A 14915-nucleotide genomic window follows, 5' to 3' on the forward strand; every position below is an offset into this window, starting at 1 on the left:
TTATACGCCCTAGGGCGCAAAGTTTAAATAGCGCGCTTTGGTAAGCTCTTTCATGCGTGCGAATACATCTACCCCAATTTGATGGTAGACATCAAGAATATCTATTAATACCCAGTTTTCGCGAATTAAGTTATTCTCGGCGCGCCAAAAGTCGAGACTACGCATGGTTATTTGCTGATTTGCGGGCGCAATACCTAACCAACCATCATTACTAATAGTCATGCTCATACCCGGCCATGCGGTAAAGCCAACATAGTTTTCATCGGCAAATAAATAGCCTTTACTTGCATCACCTACTCGGTTTGGGAGGGCATTTAAAAACGGAATTTGATGCCAGTTTCTAAACCCTTTTATACCTCGTGCAGTGCCTATGGTACTTGGCCCATACCAGCTACAGTGCGGGTGCCAAAATTGCTCAAGCTTCATGGCCTCTATACCGCCTTTGGCATAAAAACCAAGGTGCTCACACATGTCGCCCACAAGTTTTAAGCTTTGTGCTGCGTACTCTTCATTGTAATCGTTTGTGATTAATCCATCTTGCGTTGCAGGGCCTGGTACATGCCACTCTTTACCTAAGCTTACCGAAAGCGGCCATACTTTAGCTTGCATCATTACTTCGGGAATATCCCAAATAGCTTGTACTTCTACCACTTTGTTATTTTTAATACGGTAAAATTCATGAAAACGCATGCTAACTTGGTGCCCAGTAGGGGGGATATCTAACCATGGCTTTTCAAACGAACCGGTATAATAACCGCAACAACCTACCCAGTCTGAGTCGTTAATTGAGCTACCTGCCATAACGATTGTATCGCGGCGCTCTAAGCCTACAAATGCCTCGCTAAGCGGTAAATAAACTTGCTCAATAAGTGCATTAGGGCTGGCAAGTGTTTCAAACGGGTAACACAGCTGAATGAGCGCGTCATCGCTAAACACGGTATTAATTTGTGTATGCAAGGCGTTTATATCAAAGTTATACAGAGCCTGTCTAAAGTCGTGTATTAACGCTTTATTTTTATTATGAATGTTCATTGTTTTGGGCTCCTGTTGCTGTTTCAAATTGCTCTCGCAATTGCTTAGCGCCACTTAATAAAAAGCTGTGATCTGAGCCTAATAAATAAAAGCTCACGCCTAATGATTGCCAATGGCTCAGCTCGCTCAAATTACCTACAAACATGCCACAGCATTTATTATATTTAGCCGCTGCCTTGGCTATTTTAGTAACTGCCTCAAGTACAGTAGGGGCACTTGGGTTTGTTTCGCCAAGGGAAATAGTTAAATCCATACGGCCTATAAAAATGCAGTCTATTTCATCTATTTGGCACAGTTGCTCTATGTTATCCAGTGCATCGGCATCTTCTATTTGCGCAATAATACAGGTTGATGACTTATTGCTTGCTAGATTATCGGTTAGGGCATGGGTTGTGTAACCAGCAAAGCGGCTTGAACCGGCATAGCCTCGGCCGTTATTGCCATAAAAGCAGTTTTTAATAATTGCTTTTGCTTGTTCGGGGGTTTTTATATGCGGCAGCACAAGGCCATCTGCGCCTATATCTAAGCTACTTAATAAAGTGGCGTGGTCTGTATTACTAACACGTATAAGCGTGGGCATATTTTTAGTACGTGCTGCCATTATGCAGCTATCTAAATCGCCTCTATCAAAGGGCGCATGCTCTGCATCAAGGCACAGAACATCAAGGTTAGTGTGAGCCAATACTTCTGTATTATGATAATGCGTGCTTTTAATAAAGGTACCTAGCAGTAGCTGTTTTGCATTTAACTTTTGCTTTAAATTCATGATAAAGACTCCAACCAGTCTAATAAAATTGTGTTTACCGTATTACTTCGCTCAAGCGGGGCAAAGTGAGCGCAATGGCCAAGCAGTACAAGGTCACTATTAGGCGCTGCTTCATGCATACTTTGCTGAACACTTGCCGGGCATAATGGGTCATGCTCGCCCCCAATAATGAGTAGCTTTTTTGTACTTTGCTTTATTACGCTTAACGTATCTTCGCGGGTGGCAAGTGCACTCAGCTGGGCGCTAAAGGCGTTAATACCCAGATCGTTTGCCATGCTAAGTACGGTCTCTTCATGGGCTTTATTTGGTTGGTAAAAGTAGTGCGGCAAAAAGTCACGTTTAAGCAGGGCTTCTAAACTGGTGCTTTTGGCGTGTTCAATTTGTTTGAGCCTAATTGCAGGGCGCTCAGGTTTATCGGCTAAATAATTGCTCGACATTAAACACAAGGAGGTAACTAGCTCAGGGTTTGATTTTAACAAAGCAAGCGCAACAATTCCGCCCATGGAAAAACCTATAAATGGGCCCGGCTCTTGTGCAATTTTTTTGCAAAGTTCTACCATTTGCAAAATGCTAGATTGCTCGGTTAAGGGTATTACACACGGTGTATAACTTGCATTTTGCAGTGCGTTAATTTGCGCTGCAAACATGCGGTCATTACATAGCGTACCAGGTAAAATATAAACAGGATTTTTGGCCACAAAAATTCCTTAATTTAACGTTTTTTAATAGAGTTCCCTTCAATTAATGAACCAGTAAATACCCGAACTTCTGCAGCCGCTTGAGGGTTTTCAATGCGCTCCATTAAAATATCAACAGCGGCTTTAGTAAGCTGTTTCATTGGCTGTTGTACTGTGGTTATCTGATAGTTGTACCACGAAGAGGCATTAATACCATCAAATCCTACAACCGACATGTCGTCGGGCACTTTAATGCAAAAGTTTTCTTTTAGTTCATCAATTACGCCAATTGCCATAGCGTCATTACTGCATATTATGGCATCGGGCTTGGGGTGTTTTTTTAACCATTTTTTAAGTGCGTCGCGTGCCGATTTATACCCATAATCACCATAAATAACCGGCGTGTCTTTAACGCCTAGGGTTTGTAAATAATTTTCGGCTATTTCTCTGCGCTCGTTTGCAACATCTGAGTCGGTAGGGCCGGAGATAATTAAATACGATTTATGGTTAGCTTCGTGTAATAAATCAATTAACTGTTTAATGCCTTTGTCGTGATTACAGCAAACGGTGTTTGCATTCGACTCAGGCACATGACGGTTATAAAGCACAATAGGCGTACTGTGTTTAGCAAATAAGTTTAAGCTTTTACTATCAAAGTGAGCAGCTAGGGCAATTACACCATCAACCTGAAAGGTCCATATGTTTTCGAGTAATTCATCTAGCTCTTCTGCGTTATCAAGTGTAAAGAGCAGCACACGTTTATTGTGCAGTGCCAGCTCTCTGTTTAGCTCAGAAAGCACCTCTGGGTAATTCAGGTTTGCTTGCGATGACAATATAACCGCAACCATACCCGATTGTTTGGTGATCAACATACGGGCAATAGCATTCGGGCGATAGCCCATTTCATTGGCCGTTGCGATTACTTTTTCACGGGTTTTTTTAGACACACTAAAACCGGGTCTAAAAACACGTGATACCGCCGATTGCGATACGCCCGCTACACGGGCAACATCGTATGAGGTGACTCTTTTTTGCTTCAAGATTTACTTCCTATATCGTCTTACACGAATGTCTGCTTGTTCTTTGTGGCCTGCGAACCCTTCTGCAGCACATAATCGTGAACAATACTCACCAACAACCACCGAGGCTTGCTCTGTTACTTGCTGAAAAGTACATGTTTTTATGAATTTTCCTACCCATAGTCCGCCAGTATAGCGCGCAGCTTTACCTGTGGGTAGTGTATGATTTGTACCAATGCATTTATCACCATACGAAACATTAGTTTGCGGACCTAAAAATAAAGCGCCAAAGTTTTGCATGTTCTCTTTAAAGTAATCGGTATTGCTGGTCATCACTTGCACGTGTTCAAACGCTAAGTCGTTGGCAACTTGCAGCATTTCTTCGTAGGTGTCACATACAATTACTTCACCGTGATCTTCCCATGCTACGCCTGCAATATCGGCGGTAGGTAAAATAGTAAGCTGCCTTTGCACCTCAGCGATTGTATCTTTAGCTAGTTGCTCTGAGTTGGTAAGTAAAATAGCCGGTGAAGTCGGGCCGTGCTCTGCTTGGCCGAGTAAATCTGCCGCACATAGCTCGCCATCTACACTGTCATCGGCAATAACGAGGGTTTCGGTAGGCCCTGCAAATAAATCAATACCAACACGGCCAAATAGCTGACGTTTTGCTTCGGCCACAAACGCGTTACCTGGGCCAACTATCATATCTACTGGCGCAATAGTTTGTGTACCAATTGCCATTGCAGCTACCGCTTGCACGCCGCCTAAACAATAAATTTCATCAGCTCCGGCCATATCCATCGCGACTACAATTTCAGGTGATGGCTTGCCATTAAACGGTGGAGCCATGGCTATTACGCGTTTAACACCCGCTACTTTAGCGGTTAATACGCTCATGTGCGCAGAGGCTAATAGCGGGTATTTACCACCAGGCACATAACAGCCTACGCTATCCATAGCGATATGTTTATGACCAAGGGTTACGCCCGGAAGAGTTTCTACCTCTACGTCTTTCATTGAGTCACGTTGTATTTGTGCAAAATTACGTACTTGGCTTTGCGCCCACTTAATATCGTTAATTAATTGCTCATCAAGTTGTGTATAGCAGGCTTTAATTTCGTCTTCTGAAAGTTTGAAAGACTCCGGAGTCCAGTTGTCGAACTTTTCAGAGTACTCACGAATGGCTGCGTCACCTTCGGTTTCAACATGCGCTAAAATATTCTCTACAATATCTCTTACTGATTGATTTTGTTTTTGTTTTGAGTCAATTGGTTGACCCTTTTTTAAATGCTTTATCATTGCTAGTGTCCTTAGTGAGTCGTTGTTATATACACATTTGATGAGACGTATTGGTTAAATAATGTCTTGCATCTAACTGCACTCTAATTAATAATGACTTCGAATGCAATATAGAATTTAGGTGAACAAATGGGATTTGATAAAACGCTTTTAGTGGGTAAAACCATTTTAGTGACAGGTGCAGGCAAAGGTATTGGTAAAGCATGCGTAGAAAAATGCGTAGATGCAGGGGCTCAAGTTATTGCAGTAGCACGTACCCTCAATGATTTACAAACACTGCAGCAATACGCGCCTGAGCAAATAGAAATTTGGCCGCTAGATATAAATAGCGATGCTTTTTTTGAGCGTTTAAAGGCGCTAAAAACACTCGATGGGCTGTTAAATAACGCCGGTATAAATCGGGTTGCGCCAATGCTTGAGCAAACAGATGAAAATATTGATGACGTAATTGCGATGAATATTCGCAGCGTTTACAAAATTAGCCAAGCGGCACTGCCAGCGCTAATAAATTCTGGCGCTGGGGCGGTGGTTAATATGTCGTCGCAAATGGGGTTTGTTGGTTCACCTAAACGTACTTTGTATTGCATGAGCAAACATGCGGTAGAGGGGTTGAGCAAAGCAATGGCGGTTGAACTTGCCGATAAAAATGTGCGTGTGAACACCGTAGCCCCCACCTTTGTAGAAACCCCAATGACCAAACCCATGCTAGAAGATGCGACGTTTAAGCAGTTTGTTTACGACATGATCCCACTGAAAAAAATTGCCCAAACCGATGATATTGCCAATGCTTGTGTGTTTTTACTAAGCGGTCTTTCGGCAATGATCACCGGTACAAGTATTAAAATTGATGGCGGTTGGACCGCACAGTAACCAATTTAGGAGAGAGTAATGAGTGTATTTGCAGATAGGTTAGTACGATACGACGATTTAATTGCGTGTAAAAATGCCTTTATTGATACACGCTCGCCGGGGAGCGATCAAAAAGAAAACTTTACAATTATTGGCCCAGGCGTTGCCGAAAACCCAAATCAACATGTGCATATTTCTATTCCTCATGGGTTTAATATTGGTGGTGCGCGCCAACCTGCAGGGTGTTTAAATTCGCAGCATAGCCATTTAACTGAAGAAATTTTTGTAGTACACAGTGGTACGTGGGCTTTTTACACTGGTGTTGACGGTAAAGATGCCAAAGTAATTTTAAATGAAGGCGATATTATTTCGATCCCGATGGATATATTCAGAGGGTTTGAAAATGTTGGCGACGGCGTAGGCTATTTATATGCGGTACTTGGAAGTGATAACCCCGGTAGAGTACTTTGGGCTCCGCAAGTATTCGACATGGCAAAAGAATACGGACTAATTTTGCTAGAAAATGGCAGCTTAGTAGATACCACGTTAAATGAAACCATTCCCGATGGTGTAAAGCCAATGGCCGTGACCAGCCAAGAGCAAATAGCGCAGCACAGAGTAATAACCGATGAAGAGCTGTCACAAACAGTGGTTAAAGCCAGCAACTTTAACTGGAATAAACGCTCGTACCTTAGCCAGTTTGATGGCGTATATGAAGCGCCATTAGTCGGTAATTTAAACGCCAAAACATGTATTCAAACACAGCTAAATTGGCCTCATGGCTTTAATATTTCTGCGTTAAAGTTACAACCTGATGCACAGGTTGCACCTCATATTCGCTTTGAAGAAGAGGTTATATTTGTTCATCAAGGAAGCGTAACAATAGACTTAGGTGATGAAGTATTAACGCTTAACCAAGGTGATACTTTTTCAGTGCCTATTGAGCACGTAAGAGCCTATAGCAATAATAGCCAAACCGACTGTGTGCTTTATATAACGCGCCGCCACGACGCGCCAAAAGACCCACAATTTATTTAAACTATAATGCTATATAAAATTTAAGGCACTTTGCTTGTTTTAGCTAAGTGCTTTTTTCGTGGTAAAAAACCAGTAACCAGCATAGTACCCACAATAACAAATAATGCGCCGAGTAACGTATTTGGTCCTATTTGTTCATCTAAAATTAAATGCCCCCAAAAAATGCCAAATAGCGGAATTAAGAACGTGACCGTTAAAGCTGAGGTTGGGCCTATATCGTCAATAAGTTTAAAAAATAAAATATAAGCAAGTGCGGTACACACCACGCCAAGTGCTAATACGCCAAGCATAACGTTGGTACTAGGTACTTCGCGCATTGGCATAAAAAGTATAAGGGGCAGTACTATGAAACTGGCTGCCCACATAGAGCCGTGTGCGTTATCGAACGGGGCAAGCTTAGGGGCATTTTTTGTATAATGGGATGCAATGGCATAACACAGGGAGGCGCTTAGCGCTGCTGCAATCGCAATAAGTGACTGACTATTTAATACAAAATGATTTTGCCCAACTAAAATTGCCACGCCTATTAAACCCAACAGCAAACCTAACACCATGCTTTTAGTCGGTTTGGTTTTGCTCCAAATTATACCCACCACCGCGCCCCATATGGGCGTTGTAGAATTTAAAATAGATAAAGTAGAGGCGCTAATCGTTTGCGCGGCATAAGCAAACAGTAAAAAGGGGAGGGCGGAGTTAAGTGCGCCAATTATAAAAAAGTGCTTTGTGTGCTTAGTAAACGCCAAGCGGCGTTTTAAGTACAGCGCCACAATAAAGAGGGTGAGTGCGGCAAAGCCAACTCTAAACTCTATTAACACCGCTGGGCCTAAGCTGTTTGCTGCCATTCGCATAAATAAAAATGACGCGCCCCAAATTGCAGCCAGAAAAAATAACCGAAGTAAACTTGCTAAGCTCATGATAGTATTTTAATTATACAAATTAATTTACAGAGTAACAGGCTTTGCATTAACTGTAAGCCAGATTCGGTACTCGCATATAAAAATAATAAAAAAAGGAATAGTCATGAGTCGATATTTACTGATCACAGCAATTATGGGAGTGGGTTTATTAAGTGGCTGTGGGTCTACGCCTATTAATTTATACGATGACATAACCATGAAAAAACATGAGTACAATGGCATAAAAGCGTATAAAAAAGGTGATTATAAACAAGCTTTTATGTACCTAAAAGACCCTGCAGCACTTGGCTATAAAAGCGCGCAATACACATTGTCGTTTATGTTTCTAAAAGGGCAGTACTTAACACAATCTACTAACATGGGTATGGGATGGCTAGGCGTTGCAAAAGAGGCTGGAGTTGAAAGTTGGCAGGCGCAATACAATACCTTTTATAACGCGGCCACTTCGGCGCAACAGCTTAAAATAGACGAAACCGTTGCGTTGTACATAAGCCAATATGGTAGTAAAGCACAAAAAATGACGTGCCGTCGCTCAACAACCCCAAGACGCACGTTTGGCGAGATTAAAATTGATTGTAACAAACACGATGGCACTGTGACTAAATACGAAGTGCAAACAAAAGAGTAATGCTAAGCGGTGGCTTGTTTTTGTTCAAAGTCACTTTTTACAATTTCGAGCGCTTTTAATACATCCTCTGGAGCAACCTCGTGCTGCTCCAAAAGCATAATTAAATCTACTGCCAGTTTTACATGTGTAGGGGCGTTATCAAGTGGGCTGGTCATCTAAATCTTTCTTTTTTGAAATTTGGCTAATAGCAACATCAATAGCGGTTTGTACGCGCTCTTCCATGTGAATACGTTCACTTTGTGGTAAATAAAAGGCCATATCTACATCGTATCTAATATAACGTGGCGGCAATTGATTAAGTACCGTGCAACAAAAATCGGCCATTACATCTTCACTGTAAACTTTATCTAGTTTACGTTTAATGATTTCTTCAACCACAATTTTTTCGTAAAAGTTATGTATGTCGTCGTGCAGTCGCATCGTGCTAGCGCCTTTTATAGAGTCCGTTTATTTGAGTGTATACTAAGCACTAAAATAAATCGATAGCAGCTTTAAATAGTTGTTTATGAACATTAATTAACGCATTTAAATTACGCTGATAACCGCCACCTAAAGCGCACATAAGTGGGATGTTATGGGCTTTGCAGTAGTTAACAATAAAATGATCGCGCGCATAAACCCCTTCAAGCGATACGTTAAATAACCCTAGCTCGTCTTTTTCGTAAATATCAGCCCCTGCGTTATATAAAATAATATCGGGGTTATGAATACGCACGCAAAATTCGAGGGCTTGTTTTAACGTTATTAAGTACTCGGTATCTGATGTGTTGGCAGGTAGGGCGAAGTCGTAATCGGAGTGTTGCTTTAAGCGCGGAAAATTTTGCTCGCAGTGAATAGAGCAAGTAACTATAGCGTTATTATGTTGCGTAATTTGTGCTGTGCCATCGCCTTGGTGTACATCACAATCAAATATTAATACGGTATCGGCTTGGTTTGTATTGATTAAATGCGCGCCAGCCACAGCCAAGTCGTTAAAAATACAAAAGCCACTGCCGTAATCGCTATATGCATGATGATAGCCACCACTTAAATTAGCGCAAAAACCATATTTTAGTGCGTATTCGCTACCTTGAATACTTGCCCCAACTGAAAGTAGCGTACGCTCTACTAATTCGCGTGAATACGGGAAACCCATTTTTTTAATTGCTTTATTACTGAGCGTGGCGTTTAAAAAATCATTTATGTAATCTTGGCTATGGCACAGTGCAAGCTGCTCGGGCGTTGCTTTGGTTGGTGTATTAAACTGTGTAGCCCCAAAGCCCAAGCCTTCTATTTCTGCTTTTAGCATTTGGTATTTTTGAATAGGAAAACGGTGGCGCTCAGGAAGCGTTAAAGCACTGTAAAGCGGGTGGTAAAAAAGCTGCATTAGCGTAATTGTTGTTTTTCGACTTGTTGAATTTTATCTTCGGTGGCCGAAATAGCTTTACGGCAGCGGCCTAAACGCGCATGCGTGGTTAAAATTTCCATATTAAGTTTTTGTGCTTGCGCTGGGCTGGCTTTTTCCATTTGTAGTTTACGCTCTTCAATCATTAACACTAAGCGTCGTTCAAACTCGTGGTTTTGTTTAAGCTCGTCGTATAGCTCGTGCGACGATTGCATTATTTTTTTTACGGCTTGCTTATAAACCGTATTTTTTGGCCTAGGTTTGTACTGGCTTTTGTTTTCTTTTGCCCAGATGGGGGTCGATTTAATAACACTAAATACAGCTTGTACTTGATTACCTATGCGCTCGAGTGCATAAGCATAAGCATGGCGATGCTCACTGGGTGGTAAGCTGGTAATTTCGTCTTCAATTTCTGTTACGTAGTCAGTTAGGTTCATGCTTTTCGTACTAAATACGCCGCGGTCAAATAAACTAGGCTGCGCCTGCATATAGCGGTTTTTAGAAAACAATTTAGCTTTATCAAATTGCTCAGCTTGTTGTTTAAGCGTAGCAACTTGTTGGCGTAATTTATCTAACGCGTGGGTTTGCATTTACAAATAAGCCTCGTAAATCAGTTTTAATGCTAGCAGTATAACCATAGTGTTAAAAACAGGGCGAATAAACTTACCGCCAAAGCGAATGGCTGAGTGAGCACCAATCCAAGCACCTAACATAATAAAAAAGCCCATGATAAGGCCTAATAAAAAGTTTACATGACCAAGTGCCACAAAGGTAATAAGCGATATAAAGTTAGATACAAAGTTCATTGAACGGGCTAAACCACAGTTAAGCAGTAAGCTCATTTTATAAAATAAACTATTAGATGCGGTCCAAAAAGTACCGGCGCCTGGGCCTGCTACGCCATCAAAAAAACCTAATGCTAAGCCCTGCAACCACTGCTTTAGTTTAAGTACTGGTGTTACTTTTGGTAAATCATCGCCCTGTGTGGTGCTTAAACTACCAAACAAGCTATAACAGGCCACCATAATAATAATGATAGGCAAAAGCTTATTTAAAAATTCAATACTTAAGTGATCGACTATTAACGTACCAATCACAGCGCCTATGGCTGTAGCAAAAATGGAGTTTGCCCAAAATTTAGGACTAAATAGATTTTTTTTATAATACGTGTAGCTGGCCGTTAATGAGCCAAAGCTTGCCGCAAGCTTGTTGGTGCCAAGCGTTACATGCGGTGGCAAGCCTGCGGTGAGTAGTGCAGGGACTGTTAATAAGCCACCGCCGCCGGCAATTGCATCAATAAAGCCAGCAGCAAGGGCCGCGGCACATAAAACTGCCAATGTTGTGGGATCTAAAGCAAGTTCAAACATTAATAATCTATTTGTCTTTTAAAAGGTGGTAAGGTGTCGAGCATGGCTTTGCCGTAGCGCTTGGTAATTAAGCGTCTATCGAGAATAGTTATACGGCCTTCATCGCTCTCTTTTCGCAGCAGTCTACCACAGCTTTGTACCAATTTCTTTGCTGCATCGGGCACCGTAATAGACAAAAATGGATTACCGCCTTTACTTTGTACAAATTCGGCTTGGGCTTCTTCTATTGGTGATGTAGGTACTGCAAACGGTATTTTTGTAATTATTAAGTTTTCTAAATATTTACCAGGTAAATCAAGCCCTTCTGAGAGGCTTTGCGTACCAAATAAAATACTACCTTTACCGCTATCAATATTTTGGGTGTGTTTTTTTAATAATGCCTCGCGCGACATTTCGCCTTGCACTAATAAGTTAAAACCTTTTGTTCTAAGAAACTTAGCCACATGGTCCATTTGCCAGTACGAGGCAAACAATACCAAATTAGCTTTTTTTGTATTTAAGTACTCAGGCAAGGTTTGCGCTATATGGTCACTAAATGCTTTGTCGGTTGGCTCAATTTTACTTACCGGAATACGCAAGGTTGCTTGTTTAGGGTAATCAAAAGGTGAGGGCACTTTAATAAACTTAACGCCTTCTTCTTTTGCTAATCCGCTTTCATAGGCAAAGTGGTCAAACGAACCGAGAGCACTTAAAGTTGCCGAGCACAATACCGCCCCTGCGCATTCATTCCATAGCTTGTCTTTTAAGTAGTAGCCAACTTCGATAGGGCAATCACTTAATAGGTGATCGTGATGGTTTTTATATTCTAAACGTTTGATCCACCTTGCGTGAGGTGTGCCTTCGCCTTTATTTGCATAGCTATACCACAGCTTATTTAATTGCTCTAAGCGGTTTATATAGTGCCCGCTTTCGGCTAAGACAGGGTCTGCAACGTAGGGTTTTATATCCCCATCGCTTACATCTTGAGTGAGGGTATCGTGCATTTTGTTTAAGCAGCGTAGTGCATCTAGTGTGGCGTCACTTATATCTTTAGCTTTGTTGTGCAATGATTTTGGTATTTCGCCATGCTCAAAACGGTATGTATCGTCTTTTGAGTATTCAAAGTCGGCGTTATCAAGAATATCACGCACCACTTTTAAGTCTTTATTCGCATCGTTAATGCTATCGCACAATTTGAAATTTTGACCAATGGCCTTTTGACCCACTAATAGCTTAGACATTTTGCCACTAAATTTGGTGAGCTTATCTAGCCAATCAATGGTGCCTTTAATAGTGGCCGCTGCCGATGAAAAGTCGCGGGTAATATGCGCAAGGTGGTGCGCTTCATCTATGACATAAATGGTGTTATCGGGTTCGGGTAAAATTTTACCGCCCCCTAAATCCAAATCTGCCAGTAGCAGTGAATGGTTAATAACAAGCACATCCATTTGCATAAGCTGATTACGCGCAAGCTGAAACGGGCAGGTTTGATGGGCTTTCATTTGGCGTTGGCAAGCGTGTTTATCGCATGCGATTAAGTTCCACACTCTATCGGGTATGGTGTCGGCCCAACTATCCCTGTCGCCTTGCCATTTTTTATTTACATAGGCATCGTAAAGACCTTTTAAGCATTTAGTTTCCATATCACTTAGCGGCGAGGTAAGTGTGGGCATAAACTCCATTTGCGTTTGGCTATCGCCATTAACAGCGTTATGTAATTTATGGGCACATATATAGCGTTGCCTACCTTTTACTAGGTCAAACTTAAAGTCGAGCCCTGAGTGTTTTTTAAAAAAAGGCAGCTCTTTTGCTATTAATTGTTCTTGTAGGGCCACGGTAGCAGTAGATATAACCAGCTTCTTTTTTTGAGCAAGGGCAAGCGGTAACGCGCCCAAACAATAAGCAAGTGATTTACCCGTCCCTGTGCCAGCCTCAATAACACATATTCGCTGCTTTTTATGGTATTCGCCAGCCAGTGTTTTTGCTATTTCGGCAACAAGGTAGTTTTGGCTACTGCGTGGGCGGTAATCAGTAAGGTTACTAGCCACATGCTGGTGTACTTGCCTAATTGTTTTTTTTAGTTGGTCAGAAAGCATGGGGAGATAAACCTAAAATATGTATATAATTACAGTGTATGGATTTTAGAGTTATAACCGTGTAACTACAAGCAAGGATGAAATTAATTTAGTAATTTCATCAGCGGCTCTAGATAAGGCCTGTAATTTTCCCACTCCTTTAATGCGGAGGTATAAATAGGCTGCCTTACTTGTTCTGAGCTCGGAGTTAAGACAGGGCGTTTAGTAGCATGAAAAGAATAACAACTTTGTTCTATTTCTATAGCGCAAAATTCAGTGATTTTTTTAAGTGCAGAATCAAAACCTTCGACAACCTGTTCATATTCAAGCGTTAAAATATGGTTTGGATATAACTGCTTCCAATGATCCATAAGTTGGTAATATTTCTTTATATACGTCGCTAAATTTTCAAAACTATATGTATATGCATGCCCTTCTGAAAATATATGTTTATAAAGACTCCAAGCTGTTGCTCTATTATCGCGTCTAACGTCGATTATTTTAGCGTTAGGAAATAAAGACATAATTAACCCAATATGCTGATAGTTAGCAGGTAGCTTATCAACAAAAATCGGCTTATTAGTTCTCAAAGGCTCAATAAATTTTAGGTAACGGGCTGATAGTTTGGAAAGCTTGTGCTGTGAAAGGCTATCTAGGCCATATGGAACTTGTGACTTGTTTTGTTGCTCTAAAAAGCTCGCTATAGATATTATTTCTGTTAATTCATAGCTGGTATCAACTTTAGAGTGGCTAGCAAGAATTTGCTCTACTAAAGTTGAGCCACTTCTGGGCATGCCCACTACAAAGACTAATTGTATAGAAGAAGGTTTAACTCTGGGCAAACTGTGTATTAAGTCTTTAGTCAAAAACTTAATACAGCGATAGTCAAATTCACTTTGAGTATATTTGATGTGGTTATTTTTTATTTTATTGCCTGCAGCATAGTGCTTATAAGCAGTGTAAAAGTTGTTTTGCTGCTCGTGGGCTTTTCCCAAAGCAAATTGACCCAGTGCTTTTTTATTTTGGTTTGTTAAGTTACAAATCGAGGCTTGTAAATTTTTTATTTCGCTTTCACTGAATTTATAGGTTTTAAGATTTGCTAGATTCCAGTATGCCTCAGTATTCGTTTTATCTTTTTCGAGAGCCTTTTTATATAACTGCACCGCAGTGGTTGGCTCGCCAATAATTTTTTTTATATTGCCCATTCTTAATAGGCAAGTAGAGGGGTGAAAACTCTTCCTTTCTAAATCAGCGTATAAATTAAATGCTAAATCAAAATTCATTTGTTTTACATGGCATGCAGCTAATAAACTGATAATATGGTTGGGGAGTGTTTTGTTGTCTTTTTTATTAGCTAATTCTATGAATTCATTAAAATGTTTAGTGTGAAAAAGTGCTTCAAAATAACAGTTAACAACAGCAGGTGAGCTCGGGTTACAATGGTAATTGTATTGAGAAACGTTAAGGAAAGTATGCATGTCAGCTGCTTTAAACGCTGCTTTACTAAGCAACAAAAGGCATCGTTTTTCGTTTGGTACTAATTTTAACAATTTCTGGATTTTTAGCTGAGTATTATGAAAGTCTCCGAGTAACAAATCCTTCTTAGCGCAAGATAATTGCTCGTTAAACCATGCTATCATTTCAAATTGGTCATAGGCTGCGGTTTGTTTTTTTAATTCACCAATTTCTTTATAGCATTTTGATAAGTGGAACCAAGCTTGCTCTATCTCTGGATATTGAGATGTTATTTTAACTAACTCAGAGATGGCTAGTTTATATTTTTTTGTACTGATCAAAGCTAATGCTTCTTTTAGAATCGGCTCGTTTATCATTTTTACTCATTTTTTATTGATTAAACTTACATTTTAAAAGCTTACTGTAAAAG

16 protein-coding genes are annotated in these 14915 nt (G+C 40.8%); 3 read left to right on the top strand and 13 right to left on the bottom strand.

Annotated features, from left to right (window positions below; translation table 11 throughout):
* Positions 1–9: 9 nt before the first annotated feature.
* From B4F91_RS15300 to hisD, 5 genes are read right to left on the bottom strand one after another with little or no spacing between them, the layout of a single operon-like run.
* Positions 10–1032, bottom strand: a complete 1023-nt coding sequence (locus tag B4F91_RS15300; RefSeq protein ID WP_286937430.1) for an ester cyclase — start codon at positions 1030–1032, stop codon at positions 10–12.
* Positions 1019–1798: an HpcH/HpaI aldolase family protein gene (locus B4F91_RS15305; protein ID WP_273586128.1), complete on the bottom strand. Its 780-nt coding sequence runs from the start codon at positions 1796–1798 to the stop codon at positions 1019–1021. The genes B4F91_RS15300 and B4F91_RS15305 overlap by 14 nt, the downstream gene beginning before the upstream one ends.
* Positions 1795–2496: an alpha/beta fold hydrolase gene (locus B4F91_RS15310; protein ID WP_286937426.1), complete on the bottom strand. Its 702-nt coding sequence runs from the start codon at positions 2494–2496 to the stop codon at positions 1795–1797. Before B4F91_RS15310 ends, B4F91_RS15305 begins: the two co-directional genes overlap by 4 nt.
* 14 nt (positions 2497–2510) lie before the next feature.
* Entirely contained in the window at positions 2511–3518 is a 1008-nt protein-coding gene (locus tag B4F91_RS15315; protein ID WP_029772146.1) for a LacI family DNA-binding transcriptional regulator, read from the bottom strand.
* Positions 3519–4793 (bottom strand): histidinol dehydrogenase, encoded by a 1275-nt coding sequence (hisD, locus tag B4F91_RS15320; protein WP_024033719.1) that lies wholly within the window; start codon positions 4791–4793, stop codon positions 3519–3521. It lies immediately after the preceding gene.
* A gap of 129 nt (positions 4794–4922) precedes the next feature.
* Here hisD and B4F91_RS15325 point away from each other — a divergent pair, with 129 nt between their 5' ends.
* Together B4F91_RS15325 and B4F91_RS15330 are read left to right on the top strand one after the other, a co-directional pair.
* Positions 4923–5663, top strand: coding sequence for an SDR family NAD(P)-dependent oxidoreductase (locus B4F91_RS15325; protein ID WP_286937424.1), 741 nt, complete (start codon positions 4923–4925; stop codon positions 5661–5663).
* 18 nt (positions 5664–5681) lie between these two features.
* Positions 5682–6680 carry a cupin domain-containing protein gene (locus B4F91_RS15330; RefSeq protein WP_126006481.1) on the top strand — a complete coding sequence of 333 codons (999 nt, stop codon included), beginning with the start codon at positions 5682–5684 and terminating at the stop codon, positions 6678–6680.
* Between the two features lie 20 nt (positions 6681–6700).
* On the opposite strand, the gene B4F91_RS15335 is transcribed toward B4F91_RS15330, so the two are convergent.
* Complete coding sequence (locus B4F91_RS15335) at positions 6701–7594, bottom strand: DMT family transporter (RefSeq protein ID WP_138579835.1); 894 nt, start codon at positions 7592–7594, stop codon at positions 6701–6703.
* Positions 7595–7700: 106 nt separating this feature from the next.
* On the opposite strand from B4F91_RS15335, the gene B4F91_RS15340 reads away from it, so the two are divergent.
* The gene (locus B4F91_RS15340; protein WP_024033714.1) at positions 7701–8225 is read left to right on the top strand and encodes a hypothetical protein; all 525 of its coding nucleotides are present in this window, start codon (positions 7701–7703) and stop codon (positions 8223–8225) included.
* Between the two features lie 2 nt (positions 8226–8227).
* Here B4F91_RS15340 and rsmS read toward each other — a convergent pair whose 3' ends face one another.
* The 7 genes from rsmS to B4F91_RS15375 all read right to left on the bottom strand — a co-directional run bounded on the left by rsmS (position 8228) and on the right by B4F91_RS15375 (position 14862).
* On the bottom strand, positions 8228–8380 hold the full coding sequence (gene rsmS / locus B4F91_RS15345) for a pleiotropic regulatory protein RsmS (RefSeq protein WP_024033713.1): 153 nt from the start codon (positions 8378–8380) through the stop codon (positions 8228–8230).
* Positions 8364–8645, bottom strand: coding sequence for a late competence development ComFB family protein (locus tag B4F91_RS15350; RefSeq protein WP_004585951.1), 282 nt, complete (start codon positions 8643–8645; stop codon positions 8364–8366). Before B4F91_RS15350 ends, rsmS begins: the two co-directional genes overlap by 17 nt.
* 49 nt (positions 8646–8694) lie before the next feature.
* Entirely contained in the window at positions 8695–9591 is an 897-nt protein-coding gene (locus B4F91_RS15355; RefSeq protein ID WP_286937419.1) for a histone deacetylase family protein, read from the bottom strand.
* Complete coding sequence (locus B4F91_RS15360; RefSeq protein WP_286937418.1) at positions 9591–10199, bottom strand: primosomal replication protein; 609 nt, start codon at positions 10197–10199, stop codon at positions 9591–9593. Before B4F91_RS15360 ends, B4F91_RS15355 begins: the two co-directional genes overlap by 1 nt.
* Entirely contained in the window at positions 10200–10976 is a 777-nt protein-coding gene (locus B4F91_RS15365) for a TSUP family transporter (RefSeq protein WP_096739873.1), read from the bottom strand.
* Positions 10976–13051, bottom strand: a complete 2076-nt coding sequence (gene dinG, locus B4F91_RS15370; RefSeq protein ID WP_288635962.1) for an ATP-dependent DNA helicase DinG — start codon at positions 13049–13051, stop codon at positions 10976–10978. Before dinG ends, B4F91_RS15365 begins: the two co-directional genes overlap by 1 nt.
* An 83-nt stretch (positions 13052–13134) precedes the next feature.
* The gene (locus B4F91_RS15375; protein WP_286936242.1) at positions 13135–14862 is read right to left on the bottom strand and encodes a sulfotransferase; all 1728 of its coding nucleotides are present in this window, start codon (positions 14860–14862) and stop codon (positions 13135–13137) included.
* Positions 14863–14915: the final 53 nt, after the last annotated feature.

The organism is Pseudoalteromonas sp. UBA6610, from assembly GCF_002433295.1.
In the GTDB taxonomy this organism is placed as follows: domain Bacteria; phylum Pseudomonadota; class Gammaproteobacteria; order Enterobacterales; family Alteromonadaceae; genus Pseudoalteromonas; species Pseudoalteromonas atlantica.

Bases quoted from the DNA above. Each gene is read 5' to 3' on its own strand.
- B4F91_RS15305 (WP_273586128.1), bottom strand. From the start codon at position 1,798: ATGAATTTAAAGCAAAAGTTAAATGCAAAACAGCTACTGCTAGGTACC.
- hisD (WP_024033719.1), bottom strand. From the start codon at position 4,793: ATGATAAAGCATTTAAAAAAGGGTCAACCAATTGACTCAAAACAAAAA.
- B4F91_RS15360 (WP_286937418.1), bottom strand. From the start codon at position 10,199: ATGCAAACCCACGCGTTAGATAAATTACGCCAACAAGTTGCTACGCTT.
- B4F91_RS15365 (WP_096739873.1), bottom strand. From the start codon at position 10,976: ATGTTTGAACTTGCTTTAGATCCCACAACATTGGCAGTTTTATGTGCC.
- B4F91_RS15355 (WP_286937419.1), bottom strand. From the start codon at position 9,591: ATGCAGCTTTTTTACCACCCGCTTTACAGTGCTTTAACGCTTCCTGAG.
- B4F91_RS15330 (WP_126006481.1), top strand. From the start codon at position 5,682: ATGAGTGTATTTGCAGATAGGTTAGTACGATACGACGATTTAATTGCG.
- dinG (WP_288635962.1), bottom strand. From the start codon at position 13,051: ATGCTTTCTGACCAACTAAAAAAAACAATTAGGCAAGTACACCAGCAT.
- B4F91_RS15350 (WP_004585951.1), bottom strand. From the start codon at position 8,645: ATGCGACTGCACGACGACATACATAACTTTTACGAAAAAATTGTGGTT.
- B4F91_RS15325 (WP_286937424.1), top strand. From the start codon at position 4,923: ATGGGATTTGATAAAACGCTTTTAGTGGGTAAAACCATTTTAGTGACA.
- B4F91_RS15300 (WP_286937430.1), bottom strand. From the start codon at position 1,032: ATGAACATTCATAATAAAAATAAAGCGTTAATACACGACTTTAGACAG.
- B4F91_RS15340 (WP_024033714.1), top strand. From the start codon at position 7,701: ATGAGTCGATATTTACTGATCACAGCAATTATGGGAGTGGGTTTATTA.
- B4F91_RS15335 (WP_138579835.1), bottom strand. From the start codon at position 7,594: ATGAGCTTAGCAAGTTTACTTCGGTTATTTTTTCTGGCTGCAATTTGG.
- rsmS (WP_024033713.1), bottom strand. From the start codon at position 8,380: ATGACCAGCCCACTTGATAACGCCCCTACACATGTAAAACTGGCAGTA.
- B4F91_RS15375 (WP_286936242.1), bottom strand. From the start codon at position 14,862: ATGATAAACGAGCCGATTCTAAAAGAAGCATTAGCTTTGATCAGTACA.